The organism is Streptomyces sp. NPDC048338, from assembly GCF_043201055.1.
GTDB lineage: Bacteria > Actinomycetota > Actinomycetes > Streptomycetales > Streptomycetaceae > Streptomyces.
In genome coordinates this window covers 370,897-389,269 of sequence record NZ_JBICYQ010000009.1, presented here as the reverse complement: position 1 = coordinate 389,269, position 18,373 = coordinate 370,897, and the positions used below count along the sequence as shown (strand labels likewise).

The 18,373-nt window shown below is 75.7% G+C and carries 13 protein-coding genes; 4 read left to right on the top strand and 9 right to left on the bottom strand.

Annotation, left to right across the window (positions count from 1 at the left end):
• Positions 1–149: 149 nt before the first annotated feature.
• From ACGFZF_RS22900 to ACGFZF_RS22880, 5 genes are all read right to left on the bottom strand, one after another.
• Positions 150–4,871 carry a hypothetical protein gene (locus ACGFZF_RS22900; protein WP_393556757.1) on the bottom strand — a complete coding sequence of 1,574 codons (4,722 nt, stop codon included), beginning with the start codon at positions 4,869–4,871 and terminating at the stop codon, positions 150–152.
• Positions 4,872–4,918: 47 nt separating this feature from the next.
• Positions 4,919–5,815, bottom strand: coding sequence for a hypothetical protein (locus tag ACGFZF_RS22895; protein ID WP_393556755.1), 897 nt, complete (start codon positions 5,813–5,815; stop codon positions 4,919–4,921).
• Complete coding sequence (locus tag ACGFZF_RS22890; protein ID WP_393556753.1) at positions 5,812–6,579, bottom strand: hypothetical protein; 768 nt, start codon at positions 6,577–6,579, stop codon at positions 5,812–5,814. Before ACGFZF_RS22890 ends, ACGFZF_RS22895 begins: the two co-directional genes overlap by 4 nt.
• A complete protein-coding gene (locus ACGFZF_RS22885; RefSeq protein WP_356600748.1) occupies positions 6,576–8,102 on the bottom strand; it encodes a hypothetical protein in 1,527 nt (508 codons plus the stop codon). The genes ACGFZF_RS22890 and ACGFZF_RS22885 overlap by 4 nt, the downstream gene beginning before the upstream one ends.
• Positions 8,103–8,371: 269 nt before the next feature.
• On the bottom strand, positions 8,372–9,076 hold the full coding sequence (locus ACGFZF_RS22880) for a GntR family transcriptional regulator (RefSeq protein ID WP_393556751.1): 705 nt from the start codon (positions 9,074–9,076) through the stop codon (positions 8,372–8,374).
• A gap of 197 nt (positions 9,077–9,273) precedes the next feature.
• Between ACGFZF_RS22880 and ACGFZF_RS22875 the strand changes: the two genes are divergently transcribed.
• From ACGFZF_RS22875 to ACGFZF_RS22865, 3 genes are read left to right on the top strand one after another with little or no spacing between them, the layout of a single operon-like run.
• Positions 9,274–10,044: a LamB/YcsF family protein gene (locus ACGFZF_RS22875; protein WP_393556749.1), complete on the top strand. Its 771-nt coding sequence runs from the start codon at positions 9,274–9,276 to the stop codon at positions 10,042–10,044.
• Entirely contained in the window at positions 10,041–10,667 is a 627-nt protein-coding gene (locus ACGFZF_RS22870; protein WP_393556747.1) for an allophanate hydrolase subunit 1, read from the top strand. The genes ACGFZF_RS22875 and ACGFZF_RS22870 overlap by 4 nt, the downstream gene beginning before the upstream one ends.
• Positions 10,664–11,527 carry a biotin-dependent carboxyltransferase family protein gene (locus ACGFZF_RS22865; protein ID WP_393556745.1) on the top strand — a complete coding sequence of 288 codons (864 nt, stop codon included), beginning with the start codon at positions 10,664–10,666 and terminating at the stop codon, positions 11,525–11,527. The genes ACGFZF_RS22870 and ACGFZF_RS22865 overlap by 4 nt, the downstream gene beginning before the upstream one ends.
• A gap of 52 nt (positions 11,528–11,579) precedes the next feature.
• Here the strand turns inward: ACGFZF_RS22865 and ACGFZF_RS22860 are convergent, their stop codons facing one another.
• The 4 genes from ACGFZF_RS22860 to ACGFZF_RS22845 form a co-directional block, all read right to left on the bottom strand.
• Positions 11,580–15,221 (bottom strand): hydantoinase B/oxoprolinase family protein, encoded by a 3,642-nt coding sequence (locus ACGFZF_RS22860; protein ID WP_393556743.1) that lies wholly within the window; start codon positions 15,219–15,221, stop codon positions 11,580–11,582.
• Complete coding sequence (locus ACGFZF_RS22855) at positions 15,218–15,487, bottom strand: hypothetical protein (protein ID WP_393556742.1); 270 nt, start codon at positions 15,485–15,487, stop codon at positions 15,218–15,220. The genes ACGFZF_RS22860 and ACGFZF_RS22855 overlap by 4 nt, the downstream gene beginning before the upstream one ends.
• Before the next feature lie 159 nt (positions 15,488–15,646).
• On the bottom strand, positions 15,647–17,062 hold the full coding sequence (locus ACGFZF_RS22850; protein WP_393556740.1) for a HEAT repeat domain-containing protein: 1,416 nt from the start codon (positions 17,060–17,062) through the stop codon (positions 15,647–15,649).
• A gap of 243 nt (positions 17,063–17,305) precedes the next feature.
• A complete protein-coding gene (locus tag ACGFZF_RS22845; RefSeq protein ID WP_393556738.1) occupies positions 17,306–17,698 on the bottom strand; it encodes an ankyrin repeat domain-containing protein in 393 nt (130 codons plus the stop codon).
• A gap of 454 nt (positions 17,699–18,152) precedes the next feature.
• Between ACGFZF_RS22845 and ACGFZF_RS22840 the strand changes: the two genes are divergently transcribed.
• Positions 18,153–18,347, top strand: coding sequence for a hypothetical protein (locus ACGFZF_RS22840; protein WP_329122987.1), 195 nt, complete (start codon positions 18,153–18,155; stop codon positions 18,345–18,347).
• The last annotated feature ends 26 nt before the right edge of the window (positions 18,348–18,373 follow it).

The following is an 18,373-nucleotide window of genomic DNA, read 5'->3' as shown; positions in this document are numbered from 1 at the left end:
CCGGGGGCGGGGGGGGGCCCGGGCCCCCCGCGCGGGGGCCCACCCCCCGCCCCGCCGGGGGGGGGGGCCCCCCGGGGCCCCGCCCCCCCCGGGGGGGGCGCCCCCCCCCCCGGGGGGGGGGGCGGCCCCGACCGCATTTCCGGTGCGGGTCAGTCCGCCGCGGCCGGCTGGGGCTCGTCGACCTGGCTGCGGCGGAACATCCGGGTCGCCGTGATCTCGCCGTGCACCGTCTCGCCCTCCGTGCGCTGCTGGGGAAGTCCCGGGCGCAGGTGCTCCTCGACACTGATGTACTTCAGGCCCGCGCGCAGGTCGGCGTCGTTGCGCAGCCGGATCACCAGCGGGAACTCGGCGAGTGCCGTGGTGTCGAACAGGCCGGTCGTGTAGAGCAGCTGGACGCCCAGCGCGTCCGAGACGGCCCGCTGGAGCTCCAGCAGGTACGTGGCGTTGGCGCGGCCGATCGGGTTGTCGAGGAACAGCGTGCCCGCGTGGCGGTGCTTGTCGCGGCCCCGGTCGTTGGAACGGAGCGCCGCCATCGTGCAGTACAGCGCGATGGCCGCGGTCAGGAGCTGCCCGCCGGAGAAGACGTCGCCCATCTGTCCGACCGGGACGCGCTCCGCCCGCAGGACGGCGTCCGGCTTGAGGATCTCGACGGCGACACCGCGCGGTTCGAGAGCCGCCTGGACTCCCCTGAGCAGCAGCGACATGCCGTCGCGGCGCAGGTCGGAGTTCTTCTTGAGGGCGGCGCGGGTCGCCTCGTCGACGACCTCTCCCAGCCGTTCGGTGAGCGTGGCCTGGTCCGGCTCCTCGAACCGGATGCGCAGGAACTCCTGCCCCGACCACTCGCCCAGGCCCTCGGGCAGCCGGGAGAGCCGCTGGGCGGAGCGGAGCGTGGTCAGCGCGGACTCCACCAGACCGCGGAGGCGGTCGACGATCGAGTCACGGTTGCGTTCCAGCTGTGCCAGTTCGTCGGTGAGGACCCGCAGCCGGGGCGCGAAGGCCTCCGCCCACTTGGCGGCGTGCTCGGGGAGCGCCGCCGCGGGCAGTTCGCGGATCTGCTGCCGGGCGGGGGTGCGGACCTGCTCGTACCGGCTGGAGTTGGCGTGCCGGACGAGGATGTCGCTCGCCTCGCGTACCGAGGCGTCGGCGCCGGCGAGCTCGGCGACGCAGGCGCGCAGCGAGCGGCGGGCGTCGGCCGCGGACTGCCGGGCCTCCTCCAGGGTGCCGGGGTACGGCTCGGGGCCGTCCTGCTCCTCCTCCGCGTGGTCGCGGAGGAGGTCGCGCAGCAGCGCGGCCGTCTCGCCGAAGCCGCTCGCGGCGTCCTCGGAGGCGCGGTGGGCGCGCAGCAGATGGGCGTGCGCGGTGCGCGCGGCCTCTAGGGCGTCGGTGCGCGCGGCGAGTTCGCCGGTGGCCGTGCGGAGCAGGCTCTGGGCCTGTTCGGCGTCGGCGGGGACCCGGTCCTCGGGCAGCTCGGTGTGCGCCTCGCCGTCCTCGGGTGCCAGTCGCTCGGCCTCGCCGCGGAGCCGGCCGAGCTTCTCGCTCGCCTCGGACGCGCGCGTCTCCAGCATCTGGACCAGGGACTCGGCCCGCGCGGCGGCGGCCTGGCGGGACGGGCCGTCGGCGCCGTCGGTGGACTCCAGGAGCTGCTCGGCCCGGGTGCGGACCTTGTTGGTGAGCCGGTCGAGCTCGGCGAGGGCGGCGGACTCGTCGCTCTCGGCGCGGGCCTGCTCGGCGCGCAGGTCGGCGCCGACACCGACCTTCTCGTACAGCTGGGACGCGGCGCGGTAGGCCTCGCGGAGGGTGGGGAGCGCGGTGCGCGGGGCGTCGGCGTCCGGCTCGGGGAGCTGGTCGGGTGCCCCGGCGATCTCGGCCCGCTCGGCCCGCAGGGCGCGGGCGGTGCGGTGGGCGTCGTCCGCGGTGCGCTGGGCCGCGCGGCGGTCCTCGTCGGCGGCGCGGGCCCGCTCCAGGCAGGTCTGCGCGCGTGCCTCGGACTCGGCCGCGTCGTCGGCCAGTTCGCGGAGCTTGGCCTGCCAGGCGGAGCGCTCGCGCAGCCGGAACGCCAGGCCGGCCAGGGCGTCGGCGGCGCGGCGGGCGCGCTGCGCGGCCTCCTGCCGCTCGTCCCGCACGCGGGCCGCGTCGGCGGCGGCCTCGTCGGCCTCGGCCCGTACGGTCCGGGCTTCGGCGAGCGTGACCGCGGCGGCCTCGGCCGTCTCCCGGGCGGTGGCGGCGACGGCGGAGAGTTCGACGAGCATGCCGGGCGGGCAGTCGGCGCGCCAGGAGCCGATCCGCGCGGCCAGCGAGCGGTCGCCGGTGAGCCGGGCCGCGAGGATCCGGATCTCCTCGTCGCGGGCGACGGCGCGGGCGCGGAGGGCGTGGCGCTCCTCGTCGGCGGCCTGCTCGTCGTGCATGGCCGGGTTCGGCGGGACGAGGAAGACGTCGCCGTCGCCGCTCCCGGCGTCGCCGGGGCGGGGTACGGGTGCGAGCAGGGCGGCGGCCGTGCCGACGGCGACGGTGGACCGCGGCAGCAGGGCTGCCGTGGCGAGCACCTCGCGGGCGCGGGCGTACGAGACGGGGTCCGTGATCACGACGCCGTCGACCAGTTCGGGGCGTGCGGCGAGGACGCTGGAGTGGTCGGCCGGGTCGACCGCCTGGGCGAGGTAGCGCCAGCCGGGAAGGGCCGGGATGCCGTGCTCGCCGAGGTACTCGACGGTGGCCAGGACGTCGGGGCCGGGCGGCAGCAGGCCGCCGTCTCCGAGGGCGCCGAGGATGCGGGCGTCGTCGGCGGCGGCGGTGCGCAGGTCGAACAGCTGGCGCTCGGCGGAGGCGATGGACTGTTCGAGCAGGCGCCGCAGTTCGTCGGCGCTGCGGTCGAACTCGGTGACGGTGAGCGGGCCGTGGGGAGCGCGGCCGGCGGGAGCGGTCGGGGCGCCGTCGGCGGAGTCCTGCTCGTCGTCCGGGTCCGGGCGGCCCGTGCGGTCCTGGGAGGCGGCGGACTCCGCCACCCGCTGGCCCGGGAACGGGGCGTGCGCGGGCGGAAGGCTCAGGAGTTCGGCCAGCCGGTCGTCGCCCGCGAGGGACTCGGCGGCGCGGCGCTCGGCGTCGTAGGCGTTCTCGGCGGCGTCGGCCGCGTCCGTGGCACGGGCGGCGGCCAGTTCGGCACGGGCCTCGGCGGCGGCGGCGTCACGCGCGTGGTCGGCGGCGGAGCGGGCGGCGTCGCGGGCCGCGTCCCAGGCGGCGACCGTCGTCTTCTCGGCGTCGCTCGCCGCCAGGGCGGCCCGCGCGGGGTCGGCGTCCGGCGCGGTGTCGTCGAGCCAGCCGGCCCGGACCGCCTCGGCGGTCTCCTGTTCGACCTCGGCGAGGCGCTGGCGCAGGTGGCCGGCCTCGCTGCGGGCGCGCTGGGCCTCGGTCGCGGCGACGGTGGCGTCGCGGTGGGCGGTCTCGCCGGCCTCCTGGAGGGCGGCGGAGCGCTCCTCCTCCTCCGCGGCGTGGCGTTCACCGTCCTCGGCCGCCGCGTGCAGGGCGCGTACGAGGGCGGCGGCGGCCGTGGCGCGGGCGGCGAGCGCGGGGGCGGCATCGCGCTCGGCCTCGCGGATAGCGGCGGCCACGCGGCCGGAGCGGTCGCTCGCCGCGCGGTGGCGCAGCACGGCCTCGGCGGCCTGCCAGGCGGAGTGCAGGGTGCGGGCGTCGGTGAGTTCGCGGCGCTGCGACGCGGCGCTCTTCTCGGCGACGGTGAGGGCCAGGGAGGCGTGCCGGTAGGCCAGTTCGGCGGCGATGAGGGAGCTCCGGCCGCGGGCGTGCTCGGCGTCGGAGACGGCGTGCGCGGCCTCGGTGACCTGCTGGGCCAGCTCGGCGGCGCGGCCGCGCTCGCCGGTGGCGCGGGCGGAGAGGCGACGGGCCAGCGTCCTCGTGCGGCGCTCGGCGCCGGCGTGGACGTCGCGGGCTCGGGCCCGGGTCTCGGCGGCCTCGACGATGCGGCCGAGGAGGTCGACGGAGCCGGCGGTGAAGTCGCGTTCGGCGGTGAGTTCGGCGCGGCGGCCGAGCTTGTTGCCGAAGCCGCCGACGAGGTCGGCCAGGCCGTCGGTGTCCCGGGTGTCGGTGACGGCGCGCAGGAGGAGGTCGGTGAAGTCGGAGTCCTTCTTGACCGCGAAGAGGCCGGCGGCCTCGCCCTCGTCGGCGTTCATCTCGCGCTGGTAGCGGAAGAGTTCGGGGTCCAGACCGAGTTCGCCGAGGTGCTCGTTCCAGCGGTCGTGGATCTCCTCCCAGTACACCTCCAGGTGCGGGTACGCCTTGCCGGCGTCCGTGATCGCGTCGCGGAAGCCCTTCATGGTCCGGCGGCGGCCCTGGGCGCCGGACGCGCCCTCGACGGGCGGGCGTACGGAGGTGGCCTCGGCCACCGGCAGGGAGTCCAGGCTCAGTCCGGGCCCGGGGCGGAACGAGTACCAGGCCTCGGCGAACTTCCGCGGGTCGTTGGAGACCTGGCGGCCGCGCCACTCGCTGGCCTTGCCGACGACGACGAGTTCGCCGGTGAGCGTGTGCTGCCACTCCAGGGCCACGTGGCCGCAGTCGTCGGCGAGCAGGAACTTGCGCAGCACGCCCGAGCTGGCGCCGCCGAGGGTGTTGCGGTGGCCGGGGAGCATGACCGAGAAGATCAGCTTGAGGAGGACGGACTTGCCGCCGCCGTTCTCCAGGAAGAGCACACCGGCGGGCGCGGGGCGGCGCGGCGGGCCGACCGGCTCCTCCTCGAAGAACTCCGCCTGGGTGGGGGCGGGGTTCGGCACGGGCGCGCCGACTCCGCGCAGGTCCAGGACGGTGTCGGCGTAGCGCGCACCGGCGGGACCGATGGAGTAGAGGCGGACCCGGGACAACTCGTACATGGCGGCGGACTCTCGTCGTCTGTGTTCTGCGTGGTCTTCGGGGGCGGTTACGCGTGGAAGGGCAGGCCGGCGTCGGCGGCGAGCTCCAGGTCGTCGCCCGCGGGCGGCGGCAGCAGGGTCGCCGAGCCGTCGCTGACGGGGACGACGCCGAGCTCCAGGAGTTCGGCCATGGCGGCGCTGCCGGCCATGTCGCGGACCTGGAGCTGGTAGCGGGCCGTGGTGCGGTAGGCGCCGCCCGCGTCGTCACCGGTGCGCTGGAGGAAGCCGGAGTCGGTGAGGAAGGCCACGGCCTTGCCGACGATGCCGGTGGTGGAGCCGGCCAGGCGACGGGCGTCCTTGGTGGCCCCGGTGGCGCTGCGGCGCGCGTAGATGCGCCAGGCCGCCTCCAGGCCGGGCGCGTCGGTGGCGGGGTCGGTGTTCTCGCCCTGCTCCTCGGCGCGCTCTTCGAGGCGGCGGCAGGCCTGGCGGACGAACGCGTCGACGCCGTTGACGGTGAGGCGGCCGATGTAGCCGTCGTCGGCGAGGTCCTCGGGCCGCGGGAAGGCCATGGCGGCGACGGCGAGGTGGGCGAGCCCGTGCAGGAAGCGGTCGGCGGAGTCGGTCGAGGCGCGGCGGGCGTAGTCGCCCATGCGGACGGCGAAGACGGAGTCCTCGCCGGCGGTGACGGCCATGCCGGCGCGCGGCGAGACCTCGAGGACGATCAGCCCGAGGCCGGTGGCGACGGCGTCGGCGAGTCGCGCGAAGGCGGGGTCCTCGCGGTAGCGCCGGAGCAGTTCGGCGTACTCGGCGTCGCGCGCCGGCAGCAGCTTGGGCTGGAGCCCGAAGGAGACGAGCCGGGCCGCGTCGGCGGCGTCGGCGGGCGTGACCGCGGCAGGTCCGGCGGGGGTCTGCGGGGCCTCCGGCTCGCTCCACGCGTCGGCGTGATCTCCGTGGTGGTCGCTCACGGCTGGGGCTCCTCGGTGGTACGGGTGGTCGGTGGTGCGGTGGGCTCGGCGTCGGCGGGCCGGGCCAGCGGCAGCCGGACGGGCCGGACGCTGACGGCGGCCCGGCGTTCCACGCCGGCCGCGGGGGGTCCGGAGGCATCGGCGACACCGGGCGCGAGGCGGACGGCCCGTACGTACGGGGCGGGGCTCTTGGGGGCGGGTGCGGGGATCGGGACCGTACCGACGACGGCGCGCGGCCGAAGGGCCCCGGCGGCGGGGGCGTCCTCGGCAGGGGCGTCCTCGGCGCGGACGGGGGCTTCGGGCTCGGGGGCGGCTGCCGCCTGCGGCACGGGCTCGGAGGCGTGGGGCTGCGGCGCGGGGGTGGGCACGGCCTCCACCGGCGGCGTGGGCGCGGGCACGACGGGGTCCGCCACGTCCGGCACGGGCACGACGAAGGCTTCGACCGGCGGCGCGGGCGGGAGCAGGGCCTCCACCGACGGCGCGGCCCCGGCCGTCGTGGGCGTCGGGAGGCCGACGGCGGCGGGTGCGGACGGGGCTCCGGGCAGGACGGCGGCCCGGGCCCCGGTCCGCGACGCGGGCGACGCGGGCGGCGCGGGCAGCACGACGGCCGGCGGCTGTGCGCCACCGAGGGCGACGGTCTCGCCGTCGGCGCGCGGACCGTCGACGAGGCCGTCGGTGGCCGGCCGGGTGCCGCCCGCGGCACCCGGCGGAGTCGCGGGCGTGGCGTGCTCGCCCGTCGGACGGGATGTGGCGTGCGCGGTCATGAGGCCTCCGTGCGGTCCGCGGCCATGCCGGCGGCGTCGAGCAGGGCTGTGCCGACGATCAGGTCGGCGCCACCGAACTCCGGGTCGTCGAGCTGTGCGCCGTCGTCGACCGCGAACAGCAGGCGCTCCTCGCCCTGCCGGTAGGCCGTGCCGACGGGCGGGCTCGCGGCGTGCACGGCGAGCAGCGCGACCAGGTACGGGAGGTCCGGGTCGAGGCGCCGTGCGTCGGCGAGGAGGCCGGAGAGCCGGCGCGGCGCGTCGTGCTCCAGGTCCAGCAGCCGCATCGCCTGCGCCAGCTGCTCCTCGCTGAAGCGGCTGTCGTCGGGCGTGGCGATCAGGTCGGGCTCGGGCATCTCCGCGCCGAGGTGCTCCCGCTCGACGGGCGGTGTGAGGAGCATCTCGACCAGATCGCCCACGCGCACGGACACGGGGGTGCGCAGTCCCGTGCCACGGGCGAAGAAGGCGTCCGTGACCCTGGTGGCCTGCTCGACGGGGAGCGGCAGCAGCGGGGCGACCAGCTGCCCGTACAGGTCTATCCCGGTGTACGAGGTGGGGGCGGCGAAGGCCTGCCGGTCCTGCTCGGCGCGGAACAGCGGTCCCGCCTCCAGGAGGCGGGACTGGAGCTGCGTGTGACGGCGGATGCAGTCCTTGACGATGTCGACGAGCTCGGCGGCGCGGCGCTTGTGCTCCTGGTCCTCGGCCTCGTCACGGGCCTTGCGGATGTTGGTGAGGATCGCGTTCTCGTGGCGGTACCGGTCGGCGACGTGGTCCAGCGCCTCGGCGATCATGTCGGGGACGGCGTTGAGCCAGTCCACCGCGCGGACGTTGCGCCGGGTCGCCTCCAGGGTCTTGCGGAGGGTCTCGGCGTACTGCACGGTGCGGTACCGGGCCTGCTCGGCGGCGAGCTGGGCGTCGGCGAGGCGGCCCCGGCTGATCAGCACCTCCAGCTTCACCTCGGCGGCGATCTGGGCGCTGGTGACGTCGGTGTCGAGGGCGCCGACGAGGACGTTGACCGCCTCGTCGGTCGTCCGCAGGTAGACGCCGCCGCCGTACCCGGGGACCTCCTCGATCAGCTTGAAGTCGTAGTCGCGGCGGGTGTAGGCGCCGTCCGCGCCGAAGGTGCCGTAGACGGCGCGGAAGCCGCGGTCGACGCTGCCGACGTTGATCAGGTTCTCCAGGACCCAGCGGGCGACGCGCTCGTGCTCGGCGACGGCGCGGCCGGGGGCCTGGGCGGCGACGCGGGGCAGCAGGCGGGCCACGATCTGCTCGTGGTCGGCGCCCGTGTCGAAGTCCATGTTCAGGGTGACGAGGTCGATGGCGGAGAGTGCCACCTCGGCCATCGCGTAGACCGAGTACTCACCGGCCAGGTTCGCCTTGCGCGTGTCCAGGTCGTGCAGCGGCGCCGTGCACGCGAGCGCGCGGAGCCGCCGCGCGAGCCCTTCGTCGGCGGCCGGGCCCGGTGCGGGCCGCGGCCCCGCGCTGAGCTGGGGCGGAACGAAGTCCGTCGAGGCAGGCGAAGTCACGGAGCACAGATTAGGTCCTCGCACAGACAACGGTCGAAACGGCGCAGATGCGACCGGTCGGAGCGGGCAAGCTGGAGGGTTGCGCGGCGGCCCGCGCACCCCGGGAGAGGCCCCCCGGGGCCGGGCTGTCGCCGGCCGGACCGGCCGCCGCAGGCCGCGGGCCGTGCGGCTCGGCGTCCCCCGATCGGGGACGACGCACCCCGGAACCGGATCGTCCGGCCCGCTCCCCCGCTCCCCCGACCCCGCTCCCCGACCGTGCCCCGCCGCCCTCAGCCCTTCGGCTGGCCCGGCTCCTCGACCGCCCGGGCGTAGACCTCGACGATCCGGGCACGCGAGTCGTCGAGGTAGCGCGCCAGCAGCCGCTCGGCCGTCGCCAGGTCGCCGGCCCGCAGTGCGTCCAGGATCTCCCGGTTGCGCACGAGATACGGCTCGTGCAGTCCGCGGGGGTCGTGCACGGTGTGGAAGGCGAGCCGGAGTTCGGCGAGGACGCCCCGCATCAGCTCGTCCGTACGGGCACTGCCGGCCAGGGCGACCAGTTCGCGGTGGAAGTGGATGTTGGCGGTGGAGACGCCCTTCCAGTCCGTCGCGCCGGCCGCCTTTTCGCCCTCCCGGACCGCCTCGACGAGGCCCTCCAGCGGGAACGGCGGCTCCCCCAGACCGCGCACGACGGCGCACTCGACGAGGCGCCTGGTGCGGTAGAGGTCGGCGACGTCCTCGACGGCCAGCACCCGGACGAAGACGCCCCGGTTGAGTTCGTGGACGAGCAGCCGCTCGTGCGTGAGCAGCCGGAACGCCTCGCGCAGTGTGTTGCGCGACACTCCGAGCGCGCCGCCGATGCTGTCCTCCGACAGGCGGGTGCCCGGCGGGAAGAACCCCTCGGCGATCCGGGTGCGCAGGATGTCGGCCACCCGCTCCGCCGTGCTCGTGCGCCCCAGCAGCGCCCGGTCGTCGGCCAGTTCGTCGATTCCGCCCACGATGTTCCGTTTCCCTCCGTAGTCCGCGGCGAGTCAATCGCACAAACAAGGACGAGACAACATGCCTCTTGTCGGATCGTTCAACAATCCTCTACGTTGACGACACCGCACGGCTCTTCGGCACGTCACTCAGGCACGCTCCTTCCCCTCTGCGAGGTGCAGATCGAGCACCACCCGGGGGAAGAAGGGAACGACCCATGATCCAGGCCGCGATCGACCTCAACGCCGACCTCGGCGAGGGCTTCGGCCGCTGGACGCTGACCGACGACGAGCAACTCCTCTCCGTGGTCACCAGCGCCAACGTGGCCTGCGGCTTCCACGCCGGGGACGCGGCCACCATGCGCCGCGTGTGCGAGCTGGCCGCGGCCCGCGGGGTACGGATCGGCGCCCAGGTCTCGTACCGCGACCTGGCCGGCTTCGGCCGGCGCTCGATGGACGTTCCGGCGGACGAACTGGCCGCCGAAGTGGCCTACCAGATCGGCGCGCTGGAGGTCTTCGCCCGCGCGGCGGGCTCCCGGGTCTCCTACGTCAAGCCGCACGGCGCGCTCTACAACCGGGTCGTCCACGACGAGGAGCAGGCCGCTGCGGTCGCCGAGGGAGTGCTCCTCGGTGGCGGCGGCGAGCCGCTTCCGGTGCTCGGCCTGCCGGGCTCCCGGCTGCACGCCGCCGCCGGGAAGGCCGGTCTGCCGGTCGTCGCGGAGGCGTTCGGCGACCGGGCGTACACCGCGGAGGGCACCCTGCTGCCACGGGGGCAGGAGGGTGCCGTCGTCACCGATCCGGCGCGGGTGGTGGAGCGTTCGGTGTCCTTGGCCCGGTTCGGGGTCGTCACCTCGCACTGCGGTGAGACCGTCGCGGTGCGGGCCCGTTCCCTCTGCCTGCACGGCGACACCCCGGGCGCGGTCGGGCTGGCCCGGCGCGTCCGGGCGCGGCTGGAGGCCACCGGGGTCCGGGTGGAGGCGTTCGTATGAAGGCGCGCCGGGTGTTCCGGGTCGGCGAGCGGGCGTTGCTCGTGGAGCTGACGAGCGGGGCCGAGACCGAGGCCTTCCACGCCGAGCTGCTGCGCCGCCGGGGGCTGGGCGCGCTGCCCGCCGTACGGGAGATCGTGCCGGCCGCGCGCACGGTGCTGCTCGACGGTGTGGAGGCGCCGGACCTGCTGGCCGGGCAGCTGCGGGAGTGGACCGTTCCGCCACTCCGGGCGCGCGTGGAGAAGGCGGTCGAGGTGCGGGTCCGGTACGACGGTCCCGACCTGGCGGAGGTCGCCGGCCTGTGGGGGGTGTCCGTGGAGACCGCGGTCCGGATCCACTCGTCCGCCGAGTTCCGGGTCGCCTTCTGCGGGTTCGCGCCGGGGTTCGGATACCTGACCGGCCTCGGCGCGGGGTACGAGGTGCCGCGGCGGGCCACGCCCCGTACCTCGGTGCCCGCCGGTTCGGTGGCGCTCGCGGGACCGTACACGGGTGTGTACCCGCGGTCGTCGCCCGGCGGTTGGCGGTTGATCGGCTCGACGGACGCCGTGCTCTGGGACGCGTCCCGGGAACCGGCCGCGCTCCTCGCGCCGGGCACCCGGGTGCGCTTCGTGGCGGCGGGCCGATGAGCGATCGTGCTCTCGCGGTCGTCCGGGCCGGGGCACTGACCACCGTGCAGGACCAGGGACGCACGGGGTACGCCCATCTGGGCGTGCCCCGCTCGGGCGCGCTGGACCCGGGGGCCGCGCGGCTGGTGAACCGACTCGTCGGCAATCCGCAGGACGCGGCCGTCCTGGAGACCACGGTCGACGGATGCGCCGTACGGCCCCGCTGCCCGGTGACGGTCGCGGTGGGCGGGGCGCCGTGCCCGGTCACCGTCGACGGCCGTCCGGCCGCGTGGGGGACGGCCGTGCGGGTCGGGGCCGGTTCGCTCCTCACCGTCGGCGCGGCCGTGCGCGGCCTGCGCTCGTACGTGGCGTTCGGCGGCGGGATCGCCGTCGAACCGGTACTCGGCAGCCGCTCCACCGACCTGCTGTCCGGGCTCGGCCCGGAACCGCTGGCGGACGGGGCCGTGCTGCCGCTGGGAGGGGACACGGCCGCACGGGGGTCGGTCGACACTCCCCCCTGGCCGGGCCCGCCGGACGAACTCGTCCTGCGGGTCCGGCTCGGCCCCCGTGACGACTGGTTCACGCCGGGCGCGCTGCGCTCCTTCGCCACGCGCGCCTACCGGGTCTCCGCGGCGAGCAACCGCATCGGGCTGCGGACCGGGGGCCCGCCCCTGGAGCGGGCCGTCCCCGGCGAGCTCCCCAGCGAGGGGATGGTCCTGGGCGCCGTCCAGGTGCCGCCGGACGGCCGTCCGGTGGTCTTCCTGGCGGACCATCCGACGACGGGCGGCTATCCGGTGGTGGCCGTCGTCCGGGAAGCGGACCTGTCGGCCGCGGCCCAGGCGGTCCCGGGCACGGTGGTGCGGTTCGTCCCGGTCCGCTGAGCGGCCGACGGCCGGCGCGGGGGCACCCGTGCGGGCCGGGGCGCGGCCCGGGTCACGCCTCGGGGGGTGCGCAGCCGCCTCCCGGGGACGACTCCCCGGCGGTCGTACGGGGCGGGCCGTATCCTCCGCCGCCGGGGGTGCGCAGCACGAGCACGTCGTCCGGGCCGACGTCCGTCGTGTCGGCGCCCCGCAGCCGGTCGACGGTGCCGTCGGCGCGCTCCACGCGGTTCTCGCCGAGGGCGCCCGGCTCGCCGCCGGCCATCCCGTACGGCGGCACCCGGCGGTGGCCGCTCAGCAGGGCCACGGTCATCGGCTCCAGGAAGCGGAGGCGGCGTTCGACGCCGTCGCCGCCGCGCCACCGGCCGCGGCCGCCGCTTCCCTCGCGGACGGTGAACGCGTCGACCCGGACCGGGTGGCGCCATTCCAGGATCTCGGGGTCGGTGAGCCGGGAGTTGGTCATGTGGGTCTGGACGGCGTCGGCGCCGTCGAAGCCGTCCCCCGCGCCGGAGCCGCTCGCGACCGTCTCGTAGTACTGGACGCGGGCGTTGCCGAACGTCACGTTGTTCATCGTGCCCGAGCCCTCGGCCTGGACGCCGAGAGCGGCGTAGAGGGCGCCGGTGACGGCCTGGGAGGTCTCCACGTTGCCCGCGACGGTCGCGGCGGGGTGGACGGGGGCGAGCATCGAGCCGGGCGGGACGCGGACCTCCAGCGGTTCCAGGCAGCCGCTGTTGAGGGGGATGTCCTCGTCGACGAGGGTGCGGAAGACGTACAGGACCGCGGCCATGACCACGGACGTCGGCGCGTTGGTGTTGCCGGGCCGCTGCGGGGACGTGCCGGCGAAGTCGATGACGGCGGAACGCCGTTCGCGGTCGACCCGGACGGCGACCTGGATCACGGCGCCGTCGTCGGTCTCGTAGCGGTACGCGCCGTCCCGCAGCCCGCCGACGATCCGGCGGACGGACTCCTCGGCGTTGGCCCGCACGTGCCGCATGTAGGCGTGGACCACGTCGAGGCCGAACTGGTCGACCATGCGGCGCAGTTCCTCGATGCCCTTCTCGTTGGCGGCGATCTGGGCGCGCAGGTCGGCGAGGTTGGTGTCCGGGTCGCGGGAGGGGTACGGCGCGCCGGTGAGCAGGGCCCGGGTCTCGTCCTCGCGCAGCCGGCCGTCGCGGACCAGGAGCCAGTCGTCGAAGAGGACGCCCTCCTCGTGGACGGTCCGGCTGAAGGCGGGCATGGAGCCGGGGGTGATGCCGCCGATCTCGGCGTGGTGGCCCCGGGACGCGACGAGGAAGAGGAGCTTCTCCCCCGCGTCGTCGTGGACCGGTGTCACCACCGTGACGTCGGGCAGATGGGTCCCGCCGTGGTACGGGTCGTTGATCGCGTACACGTCGCCCGGGCGGAGCCGGTCGCCGCCCCGGCGCAGCACCTCCTTGATGGACTCGCCCATGGAGCCCAGGTGGACCGGGATGTGGGGCGCGTTGGCGATGAGGTTGCCCTCGGCGTCGAACAGGGCGCAGGAGAAGTCCAGGCGCTCCTTGATGTTGACGGAGTGGGCCGTGTTCTCCAGCCGGACGCCCATCTGCTCGGCGATCGCCATGAAGAGGTTGTTGAAGACCTCCAGCAGGACGGGGTCGACGTCCGTGCCGACGGCGACGCGGGCCGGGCGGGGCCGGACGCGGGTGAGGACGAGGCGGCCGTCGTCGCCGGCCTCCGCGCGCCAGCCGGGGTCGACGACGGTGGTGGCGTCGGCCTCGGCGAGGATCGCCGGCCCGTCGACGGTGTCGCCCGGGCGCAGCTCCTCGCGCCGGTACAGGGGAGTGTCCGCGGGCTCCCCGCCGCCGAAGGCGCGGACGGTGGCCCGCGGTACCGGGGCGGCTCGCCGGTCGCCGGGCTCGGCCAGGACCGGACCGTGCGGCCCGGCGCGTCCGACGGCCTCGACCGAGACGGCCTCGACGACGAGCGGCTTGTCCATGGTGAAGGCGTAGCGCGCGCGATGGGCAGCGGTGAACGCGGCCGTCATCTCCGCGGGCGGGGCGAGATCGACCGGAAGGCTCGCGTCCGTGCCGGCGTAGCGCAGCAGGACGCGCGCGCGGGTGCTGATCGCCGCGTCCGGCAGCCGGTCCTCGCGCAGCTCCGCACGGGTCCGGTCGGCGAGTCCGGCGCAGAGCTCCGCGACCCGTGCGGGGGTGCCGGCGGCGTCGAGCCCGGCCTCGACGGACTGCTCGCGCATGGCCGTGGCGTCGGCGAGGCCGATGCCGTACGCGGACAGGACGCCGGCGAGCGGGGGCACGAGGACGGTGTCGATGCCGAGCGCGTCGGCGACGGCGCAGGCGTGCTGCCCGCCGGCGCCGCCGAAGCTGGTGAGTGCGTAGCGGGTGACGTCGTGGCCGCGTTCGACGGAGATCTTCTTGACGGCGTTCGCCATGTTGAGGACGGCGATCTCCAGGAAGCCGGCGGCGACCTCCTCGGGGGTGCGTCCGCCGCCGACCCGCTCGGCGAGAGCGGTGAACCTCTCCCGTACGACGTCGGCGTCGAGGGGCTGGTCGCCGTGGGGGCCGAACACGGCGGGGAAGTGGGCGGGCTGGACGCGGCCGAGCATCACGTTGGCGTCGGTGACGGTCAGCGGCCCGTCGCGGCGGTAGCAGGCGGGGCCGGGTACGGCGCCGGCGGAGTCCGGGCCGACGCGGTAGCGCCGCCCGTCGTAGTGGAGGACGGAGCCGCCGCCCGCGGCGACGGTGTGGATGCTCATCATGGGGGCCCGCATGCGCACCCCGGCGACCTGGGTGCCCAGTTCGCGTTCGAACGCGCCGGCGTAGTGCGACACGTCGGTGGAGGTGCCGCCCATGTCGAAGCCGATGACGCGGTCGAAGCCCGCGCGCTGCGCGGTGCGGGCCATGCCGACGACGCCGCCGGCCGGACCGGACAGGACCGCGTCCTTGCCGCGGAAGTGGGCGGCCTCGCGCAGGCCGCCGTTGGACTGCATGAACATCAGCCGCACTCCGGCGAGTTCGCCGGCCACCCGGTCGACGTAGCGGCGGAGGATCGGCGAGAGGTACGCGTCGACGACGGTGGTGTCGCCGCGCGGCACGAGCTTGATGAGCGGGCTGACCTCGTGGGAGCTGCTGACCTGGGGGAAGCCCGCGGCGCGGGCGAGGGCGGCGACGCGGACCTCGTGCTCGGGGTGCCGGTAGCCGTGCAGGAGGACGACGGCTGCGGACCGGAAGCCGTCGCGGTACGCGGCCTCGAGCCCGGCGGCGACGGCGCCCTCGTCGAGCGGCCGCACGAGACGGCCGTGGGCGTCGACGCGTTCGGGGACCTCGATCACCCGCTCGTGGACGGCGTCCGGGAGCACGATGTGGCGGTCGAAGAGCCGGGGCCGGTTCTGGTAGGCGATGCGCAGGGCGTCCCGGAAGCCCTCGGTGACGAGGAGCACGGTCGGCTCGCCCCGCCGTTCGAGGAGCGCGTTCGTGGCGACGGTCGTGCCCATCTTGACGACGTCGATCCGCTCGGCGGGAACGGGTTCGTCCGGTGCGAGCCCGAGGAGGAGGCGGATGCCCGCGACGGCGGCGTCCTGGGGGCGGGCCGGATCGTGGGAGAGGAGCTTGCGGGTGACGAGCCGGCCGTCGGGCCGCCGGCCCACGATGTCGGTGAAGGTGCCGCCACGGTCGATCCAGAACTCCCAGCGCCCGCTCATTCCCCCATTGTGGCCACGGAGGCCTCCAGGGACACGGCGGCGAGCGCGGCGGCGAGGGCGTGCTCGGCGCGCCGGTCGAGTCGGTCCACGGTGCCGTCCGCCCCGTGCCGCAGCTCGGAGGCCGCCAGTCGGAGGAGCTGCGGCAGCAGGTCGTGGCGCCCCCGCGGCGGTCCGCCGACGTCCCGCACCGATTGGCCGGGGGCCGCGTGCCGGGTGCGGCCCGTGCTCCGGCCCTCGGGAACCGCGGCCGCGCCTCGCGCCGGCACCGGGGCGGGGCCACGTTCGGCGGGGGTCTCCCGCCGCAGGCCGCGCCGCCCCGGTACCCGGGCGCTTCGCCGTCGTCTCCCGTCACCGCCCCGGGCCTGCCGGAGCGCACCGGCCCCGGAGTGGCGGGGTCCCGGTCCGGCCGGGCCGGCCCGGCGGGCTCAGACCTGCAGGTCGGGGCCTATCCGGTTGCGTACCGCCGTCTGGACCTCGGCCTCCTCGGCGGGGTCCGCGGCGAGACGGCGCAGTCGCTCCGCGACGCGTACGTCACCGGTCTCGGCGTGCAACGCCGCGACCTCGCGGGTCGTCTCCTCGCAGTCCCAGAGGCATTCGACGGCGAATCCCGTCGCGTAGGTGGGGTCGGTGGCCGCGAGGGCGCGGGCCGTCCGGCCGCGCAGCTGGGACGAGGCGGTCTCCCGGTAGACGTGCCGCAGCACGGGAGCGGCGCAGGCGATGCCGAGACGGCCGGTGCCGTCGACCAGGGCGTAGAGGGCGGTGGCGTCGGGCCCCTCGGCCCGGACGGTCTCGCGCAGGGCGCCGAGCACCAGCTGGGCGTCCTGGGCACCGCCGCGGCAGGCGAGGACCGCGGCGGCCGCGGCGCCGAGGGCGTCGGGCCGGTGGACCCAGCCGCGGGCGCGGTCGACGGCGGCCTCGCCGCACATCCGCTCGAAGGCCGAGACGGCCGCTTCGGCGAGGGTGTGGGAGCCGTCGGACGCCGCGGCCTCGATGAGGTCGAGGACGGCGGGATCGCGGGCCTCGGCCAGGTAGTGGAGGGCGGCGCAGCGCGCCCCGTCCGGTCCTCGGCGGGCTGCGTCGAGGATGGCGGGCCGGTCGTCGGGGCCGGCGACGGCGTTCAGGCAGCGGGCGGCGGGTCCGTGCAGGACCGTGCCGCGCTCCAGGCCCTCCTGGGCCCAGTCGAACACGGCCTGGACGCTCCAGCCGGGCCGGGGCCCGCTGGGTCGCATCTGACGCTGCCACCGGTCGAAGGAGCCCCGTTCCTGGGCGGCCCTGACCCGGGTGCCGACGGCGTCGCGCTGGTCCTCGGCCCACAGCCGCCACGGCCGGGGCTCGAAGGCGTCGCGCACGGCGCAGGCCAGTTCGGCCTCGCCCTCCGGGGTGGCCGGGAAGCGGGCGAGCACCGGGACGGCGAGCGAGCGCAGGCCCGCGTCGTCGTCGCGCAGGGCGAGCTCGTCGAGCGCCCAGGCCCAGTTGCTGCCGGTGGCGGCGTACCGCCGGAGCAGCGCCAGGGCGTCCGGGCGGCCGTAGGACGCGAGGTGCCCCAGGACGGCGAGCGCGAGCCCGGTCCTGTTCTCCTCGGTGTCGAGGTGGTCCTCGGCCGCGAAGAGGTGGGTCTCGATGGCGTCGAGCCCGCCGTGCAGGTCGAGGTACAGGCGTGCGTAGTAGAGGGAGCGGTTCTCGACCTGCCAGTCGTGGCGGGGGTCGCTGAGAACGCAGTGGTTGAGGGCCGCGAGGGCCTCGGCGCGTGGCGCGGCGAGCGCGTGCAGAGTGCCGTCGCCGCGGCCCCTCTGCAGCAGGCCGAGCAGGGTGCCGCTCGGCGCTATGACTGGATCGAACATGGAAGATGCCTCACATCAAGCTGTCGACACGACCGGGGAGTACCGGGGACTGGTGATCGCCTAGGCCGCGCAGCAACATGTAGGGCCGCCCGTCGTCCTTCGCTTGGTGTTCTCCATCTTCCTCTGCCTCTCGTCGGTGGTCCCGTGCGGGCCCGACGTCATGATGACCCAGCCATTTCGCCACCGCGACCACATTTACGACACCGCTCTCACCTGGGGTTCAGTGCACGTTCACCCGGAACGTCACCGGGCGTCGAACAGCTCCAGCACTTCTGTCTTCCCAAACATCCGAGCAGTATCCACGGCGGACGGAGTCCCCGCTTCCGGATTTGCCCCGCCAGCGAGCAGCGCGCGGATCACGGCGTCCTCGCCCTTGAAGACCGCGCCGGCGAGCGGGGTCTGTCCGCGGTCGTTCGCGCGGTCCGCGTCGGCGCCGCGGGCGAGCAGCGCCGCCACCGCTTCGGCGTGCCCGTGGTACGCGGCGAGCATGACGAGGGAGTCGCCCTTGTCGTTCGTGAGGTTCGCGGGCACACCCGCGTCGACATAGGCGGCCAGCGCCTCGGCGTCGCCTCCTCGCGCCAGGTCGAAGACCTTGCCGGCCAGTTCGACGACCTCGGGGTCGGGGGTCTCGCTCATCGGACGTGTCCGCCTTTCCGTTCGGTGCTGTTCGTGCCGCGTGCGGCCGTGGACCCGCGCAACGCGACCGCGACCGAACGAGTGAATCGACAGGGTACTGCCCGCCGGACGACATGACGCGGCGCGTCCACGGCAAAGATCACCGCAGCTCACACCCGGGCGCCGGCGCGCCGAGCACCCACCTCACAGCCGGATGCGGCCCGGGTGTGAGCCCGCTCCGCACACCCGCCCCGCGCCGTCCCCCGGCGCCGACCGGACCACCCCGTCCGCCCCGACCGACCCGTCCGCCGCGCTAGCGCGCTCCGCGCGTTTCGCCACTCGGGCCACCCCTCTTCGTCCGCCAGTCAAGTGAAATCGCTCGTATTTCACCTGTATGCACCTTTAGTCGCATAGATACTTGCTGTGAACCTGGAAGGACTCATGGTGACTGTCCCCTCAACCAGGAGAACCCCAAATGATCCTGTCCATCTCAGGCGTCGTCCTGCTCGGCATCATCTGCTTCCTGTTCTTCAAGAAGGACGGCATGAAGGCGTCGCACGCCCTCGTCAGCTCCCTCTTCGGTTTCTACCTCGCGGGCACGGCCATCGCCCCGAGCATCACCGCAGGCGGACAGAGCCTCGCCAGCCTCTTGGGCGGGATCAAGTTCTGACGTTCCACAGCCCCTTCCACAACTCC

Coding starts and splice junctions, on each gene's coding strand:
- ACGFZF_RS22890 (WP_393556753.1), bottom strand. CDS start 6,579: ATGACCGCGCACGCCACATCCCGTCCGACGGGCGAGCACGCCACGCCC.
- ACGFZF_RS22840 (WP_329122987.1), top strand. CDS start 18,153: ATGATCCTGTCCATCTCAGGCGTCGTCCTGCTCGGCATCATCTGCTTC.
- ACGFZF_RS22865 (WP_393556745.1), top strand. CDS start 10,664: ATGAGCGATCGTGCTCTCGCGGTCGTCCGGGCCGGGGCACTGACCACC.
- ACGFZF_RS22875 (WP_393556749.1), top strand. CDS start 9,274: ATGATCCAGGCCGCGATCGACCTCAACGCCGACCTCGGCGAGGGCTTC.
- ACGFZF_RS22860 (WP_393556743.1), bottom strand. CDS start 15,221: ATGAGCGGGCGCTGGGAGTTCTGGATCGACCGTGGCGGCACCTTCACC.
- ACGFZF_RS22900 (WP_393556757.1), bottom strand. CDS start 4,871: ATGTACGAGTTGTCCCGGGTCCGCCTCTACTCCATCGGTCCCGCCGGT.
- ACGFZF_RS22870 (WP_393556747.1), top strand. CDS start 10,041: ATGAAGGCGCGCCGGGTGTTCCGGGTCGGCGAGCGGGCGTTGCTCGTG.
- ACGFZF_RS22850 (WP_393556740.1), bottom strand. CDS start 17,062: ATGTTCGATCCAGTCATAGCGCCGAGCGGCACCCTGCTCGGCCTGCTG.
- ACGFZF_RS22845 (WP_393556738.1), bottom strand. CDS start 17,698: ATGAGCGAGACCCCCGACCCCGAGGTCGTCGAACTGGCCGGCAAGGTC.